Below are 5,267 nucleotides of genomic sequence, written 5' to 3'. Positions count from 1 at the left end.
ACCTGCGGCGGGTCGGCAATCAGATCGACCGCGCGGCCAACCGCCTGGCCATGTCGCTGATCATCGCGGCGCTGATCATCGGCTCGTCGATCGTCATGACCGTGGAGGGCGGCCCCACGCTGTTCGGTCTGCCCGCGTTCGGCTTCCTCGGATTTGCCAGCGCCTTCGTCGGCGGCCTCTGGCTGGTGCGCTCGATCTGGCGCAGCAGCCGCGGGCGCGACCTGCTCGATGACTGAGGACCGGGCGGATCAGGACCCGGCGCCGAACGTGCGGACGCGGCGTGCCGTCTCCGGGTGCGCGAAGCACTGCGCGGCGGCATCGCGTTCCGTTTCGAGCGCGCTGGACAGCGGTCCGGGCAGACCGTTGAGGGCTTTCTTCAGCAGGGCCAGCGCGTGAGGGGCACGCTCGGCGACCTGCGTCGCGAGCGCCATCGCCTCGTCCAGCAGCATCTCCCGGGTCACGACGCGGTTGACCAGACCCAGCGACAGCAGCCGCTGCGCGTCGATGCGCTCGCCCAGCACGATCAGTTCCATGGCGCGCTGATAGCCCACGGTCTGGGGTAGTAGGTGGGTCACACCGCCCGTGACGAAGTGGCCCCACTGCATCTCGGGGAAGAAGCACACCAGGTCGTCGGCGGCGACCACCATGTCGCAGTTGAGCAGCCATTCGAAGCCGCCACCGACGGCATAGCCCTGGATCGCGCCGATGACGAGCTTGGGGCCGTGCATGAGGTCGCGCGTGATGCGCTGGATGTCGTCGCAGATCTGCTGCACCCGCTCGGGCGAGGCAGTTTGCTCGTCGAATTCCCTGAGGTCGTCGCCGGCGCAGAAGGCGCGCCCCGCGCCCGTGAAGACGATGACCCGGGTGTCGGGGTCCTGCTGGGCGGCCAGCAGCGCGGTGTGCAAGTCGTGCAACAGGCTGCCGCCGATGGCGTTGAGCCGTGCCGGGCGGTTGAGGGTGACCACGCTCACGTGGCCGTGTTTGTCGAGAAGGACGTCGGTCATGGGGTGTTGTCTCCTTTCATGGGGTCAGGGGCTGGTCGCGTTCGCGGTCCCAGGTGTCGGCGGTCACGCCCTGCTCGATCAGGCGGAATTTCTCCACCTTGTCGGTGGGTGTCTTGGGCAGCGCGTCGACGAAGCGGATGTGGCGCGGCACCATGAAGCGGGTCATGGTACGCGAGGCGTGTTCGGCGAGCGCGCGCGGCGTGAGCGAGGAGCCAGGCCGCACCACGACGCTGGCCATGACCTCTTCCTCGGTCCATTCGCTGGGCACGCCATAGACGGCGCATTCGAGCACGTCGGGGTGGGTCTCCAGGCCCATCTCCACCTCGGCGGCGGAGATGTTCTCGCCGCGGCGGCGCACCATGTCCTTGGTGCGGCCGACGAAGTAGAAGTAGCCGTCCTCGTCCCGGCGCAGCAGGTCGCCGGTGTGGAACCACAGATTGCGGAAGGCCTGCAGCGTGGCCTCGGGCATGCCCCAGTAGCCGCGCGTGATGGCGTCTGGCGCGCGCGGGCGCACCACCAGCTCACCGACCGCGCCCACGGGCACGGGCATGTCGTCGGCGTCGTGCAGATCGACCTCCCACAACGACCCCACGCGCCCGCAGGAGCCGGGCCGCACCGGCTGGCCCGGCGGATGGTAGAGGATGCCGCCGACCTCGGTGGAGCCGTACAGCTCGACGAGGCGGCAGCCGAAGCGCGCCTCGAAGTCCGGTGCCCAGGCCGGCAGCGGCACGCCCCAGCCCAGGCGGGCGTGGTGATCGCGGTCGCGCGGTCCGGGGGGCTGTTTCCACAGCATGGTCAAGGTCGCGCCCATGAAGTCGAACACCGTGGCCCTGAACGCGCGCATCTCGTCCCAGTAGCGCGAGACGCTGAAGCGCTCGCCGATCGCGGCCACGCAGCGCAGGCGCAGCGCGGGTGTGATGGTCATCACCGAGGCATCGAGGTGGAACAGTGGATAGGGGCAGTAGAGCACGTCGTCGTCGCGCAGGCCCAGCCCGCCGATGAAGCCGTCGGCCTGCGACAGCACGAAGCGGTGCGCCATCATGGCGGCCTTGGAGCGCCCGGTCGTGCCCGAGGTGTACAGCAGCAGGCACAGATCGTCCGGTGACACGACGGGGCGCGGCACGGCCAGGTCCAGGCCCTCGTCGAGCAGATCGCCAAAAGCGAGCGTGCCGCCGGGCAGCGCCGGCAGAGAAGGTGCCTGCCCCACCAGCACGAGCTGGTCGACCGTGGCCAGATCCGGCCACAGGGGCTGCCACTGCGGCGCCAGCGACGCATGGGCGAACAGCCAGCGGCTTTCCACCAGGTCGATGGCCTGTTGCAGCACGTGGCCCCGGAACGCCGTGTTGACCGGTGCCATGACGGCGCCGAGCTTGGCCAGGGCGAACCAGATGATGACGAACTCGGGGCAGTTGGACAGCATCAGGCTCACGCGGTCGCCCTGCCGGATGCCGCGCTGTGCGAGCGCGGCGGCGAGTCGGTCCGACTGCCCGTCGACGTCGCGGAAGCTCAGTTCGACGCCCTGCATGCGCAGGAACGTGCGCTCCGGTGCATCGAGGACAGCGGCGCGCAACTCGTCGCCCATCGATGCGCGGGCGGGCGCGGGGAGTGGGAAAGCGGTGTCTGGCATCGTGTCGTGGCGGTGGGTCCGGCGGACTGTGGGTCGCTGTGGCCGATACCAACAGCAACCGGCGTGCCAGCCGGCGCAAGCCGGGATCCGGGGCGGAGAATCGCCCTGGCATCGTTCAGAAGATAAAAAATCGGACAACCGTAAAATTCATGAACGTTAAATTTTCTGACGATCCATGAAAACGACCACGTCACCCGACCCGCAGGACCGCCTGCTGGATGCGCTGAAGGCGCATCCGGTCTGGCATCACATCCAGAGTCATGCGCGTGAGTCGGCCGCGCTCGAACTCCGAGTGGTACGTCAGGCGCCACGCCGACCCTCGCCCGGCACCCTGGTGCTGGACCTGCAGGCGGACGGTGTGGTGGTGGGCTGGCTCACGGCGCGTGGCGCGCGCGCCGCGCTGTCGGTGTCTCAGAATGCCCATGCGCAGCACGCGGCGGCCACGCTGTCGGCGGTGGGCGGGCTGTTGCGCTCGGCGGGCGAGCAGGCGCGGCTGATCGAGGAGCAGCGCGCCATCGTGGACCACATCGCCGACGGCCTGCTCGTGCTGGGGCCGGGCGCCGTCATCCGTCACATCAACCGCACCGCGGCCCGGCTGCTGCACCTGAACCCCGCCAAGGCCATCGGCAAGCCGCTGGGGGCGCTGGTCGATTTCCGCACGGTGGTGGAATCGGTTTTCACCACCGGCCAGGGCTATGTGGACCGCGAACTCATCATCGATTCGCCGTCGCTGAACCTGCACGTGGTGGACACGGCGGTGCCGATCCGCGACGCGCAGGGGCATGTGGTCTCGGTGGTCAACACCGTGCGCGAAATCCAGCGCGTTCGCCATCTGGCGCAGCGCATCTCGGGCTCGCACGCACGCTACCGCTTCGAGGACATCATCGGCCGCAGCCCGGCATTGCAGCAGGCGGTGTCCGATGCGCGCAAGGCCGCGCGCAGCAGCGCCAACGTGCTGCTCTCGGGGGAAAGCGGCGTGGGCAAGGAGGTCTTCGCGCAGGCCATCCACAACGCCAGTCCGCGGCGCGAGGGTGCGTTCATCGCCATCAACTGCGCCGCCCTGCCGCGCGACCTGATCGAAAGCGAGCTGTTCGGCTACGTGGCGGGCAGCTTCACCGGGGCGCGGCGCGAGGGGCAGCCCGGCAAGTTCGAGGCGGCTTCGGGCGGCACGATCTTCCTGGACGAGATTGCCGAGCTGCCGCTGGACGTGCAGGCCAAACTGCTGCGCGTGCTGCAGGAGCGCGAGGTGGTGCGGGTGGGCGACACGCGCGGTGTGCCGGTCGACGTGCGCGTGATCACGGCCAGCAACCGCGACCTGCGGCGCATGGTGGACGAGCGCCTGTTCCGCGAGGACCTGTACTACCGCTGCCGGGTGATCGAGGTGGCGCTGCCCCCACTGCGCCAGCGCGCGCAGGACATTCCCCTGCTGGCGCACCATTTCCTGGCCAAGTACGCGGGCCTGCTCGACAAGCCGGTCTTCGGCTTCACGGAGGCGGCGCTGCAGGCGCTGCAGGCCCACGACTGGCCGGGCAATGTGCGCGAGCTCGAGAACGCCATCGAGCGGGCCGTGAACCTCAGCGAACAGGCGGAGATCGACGTGCCGGTGCTGGACCTGCCGCGGCGCCACCCCACGCCGCCAGGTGCGGGCGCGGATGGCGGCACCGGCGCGCAGCCGCTGACACTGGCCGAGGCCGAGCATGCCGCGATCGAGGCGGCGATCCGGCATGCCGGCTACAACCTGACGCAGGCCAGCCGGCTGCTGGGCATTTCCAAGCCCACCATCTACGCCAAGATCCGCCGCTACGGCATCGCGCTGGAGCGGCCACTGCCCGGCGCGGCCCGTTGACGCGGGCCCGGCGCCCGTTCATTCCCGAATCAGGCCACGGATTCGTGAACGTTTTCCTGCAGAAAACGCGCTGCCGTGCTACATTATGGAAGCGCTGAACGCGTCGAGCCGTCCCCCTGTCATCCCGGGGCCTCGGCCCCCGGACCGGCCGCTTCCCCTCTTGCCGTCGAAGCCGCCCGATCCCCTGTTGTCGGCAGGCCCTGTCCTGTCTTTGTATTTCACCCCGTTCCGCACACCGGTTGCACCGTGCAACCGGCCGGTGACGTTGCTGGCCTGTGGTGCCAGCCAGCGTGCGGCCGCGCGGGGTATGTTGGTATTGAAGGAGTATCCCCATGGCCAAAGAAGAACTCATCGACATGACGGGCATCGTCAACGAGGTGCTGCCCGACTCGCGCTACCGCGTGACGCTGGACAACGGTCACCAGTTGATTGCCTACTCGGCGGGCAAGATGAAGAAGCACCACATCCGCATTCTCGCGGGTGACCGTGTCTCGCTCGAACTCTCGCCCTACGACCTGACCAAGGGTCGCATCAACTTCCGCCACCTGGAGCCGCGCAGCGGTGGCGCCCCCAGGCCCGCGCCGCGTCGCCGCTGAGCACGGTTTTCGCCGGTTTCGTCAGCGCTGGCGCCGGGCGCGCACCGCTTCGGCCAGACCGTGCAGCACCGGCACGGTCTGCTCGAAACTGATGCAGGCGTCGGTCACGCTCACACCGGGTTTCAGGGGCTGGCCGGCCACGATGTCCTGCCGGCCTTCGTTCAGGTGGCTCTCGATCATCACGCCGATGATGC

The 5,267-nt window shown here is 69.1% G+C and carries 4 protein-coding genes and 2 pseudogenes; 3 read left to right on the top strand and 3 right to left on the bottom strand.

What is annotated here, in order from left to right; genetic code table 11:
- Window positions 1-236 (top strand): annotated as a pseudogene (locus tag PHQ87_RS14190) (ubiquinone biosynthesis protein UbiB); the annotation flags it as partial.
- Between the two features lie 12 nt (window positions 237-248).
- On the opposite strand, the gene PHQ87_RS14185 reads toward PHQ87_RS14190, so the two are convergent.
- Both PHQ87_RS14185 and PHQ87_RS14180 read right to left on the bottom strand, forming a co-directional pair.
- Window positions 249-1,004, bottom strand: a complete 756-nt coding sequence (locus PHQ87_RS14185) for an enoyl-CoA hydratase/isomerase family protein (protein WP_300235668.1) — start codon at window positions 1,002-1,004, stop codon at window positions 249-251.
- 16 nt (window positions 1,005-1,020) lie between these two features.
- On the bottom strand, window positions 1,021-2,586 hold the full coding sequence (locus PHQ87_RS14180; protein WP_300235665.1) for an AMP-binding protein: 1,566 nt from the start codon (window positions 2,584-2,586) through the stop codon (window positions 1,021-1,023).
- A 220-nt stretch (window positions 2,587-2,806) separates the two neighbouring features.
- Between PHQ87_RS14180 and PHQ87_RS14175 the strand changes: the two genes are divergently transcribed.
- Together PHQ87_RS14175 and infA are read left to right on the top strand one after the other, a co-directional pair.
- Window positions 2,807-4,477, top strand: coding sequence for a sigma 54-interacting transcriptional regulator (locus PHQ87_RS14175; protein ID WP_300235661.1), 1,671 nt, complete (start codon window positions 2,807-2,809; stop codon window positions 4,475-4,477).
- Between the two features lie 332 nt (window positions 4,478-4,809).
- On the top strand, window positions 4,810-5,073 hold the full coding sequence (gene infA, locus PHQ87_RS14170) for a translation initiation factor IF-1 (protein ID WP_300235658.1): 264 nt from the start codon (window positions 4,810-4,812) through the stop codon (window positions 5,071-5,073).
- A 21-nt stretch (window positions 5,074-5,094) separates the two neighbouring features.
- On the opposite strand, the pseudogene PHQ87_RS14165 reads toward infA, so the two are convergent.
- A pseudogene (locus PHQ87_RS14165) lies at window positions 5,095-5,267 on the bottom strand (3-deoxy-7-phosphoheptulonate synthase); the annotation flags it as partial.

Origin of the sequence: Hydrogenophaga sp., assembly GCF_028698005.1 — a bacterium.
Lineage (GTDB): Bacteria > Pseudomonadota > Gammaproteobacteria > Burkholderiales > Burkholderiaceae_C > Hydrogenophaga.
The sequence above is the reverse complement of the archived record's forward strand: the minus strand, read 5'-3'. Positions and strand labels throughout refer to the sequence as shown.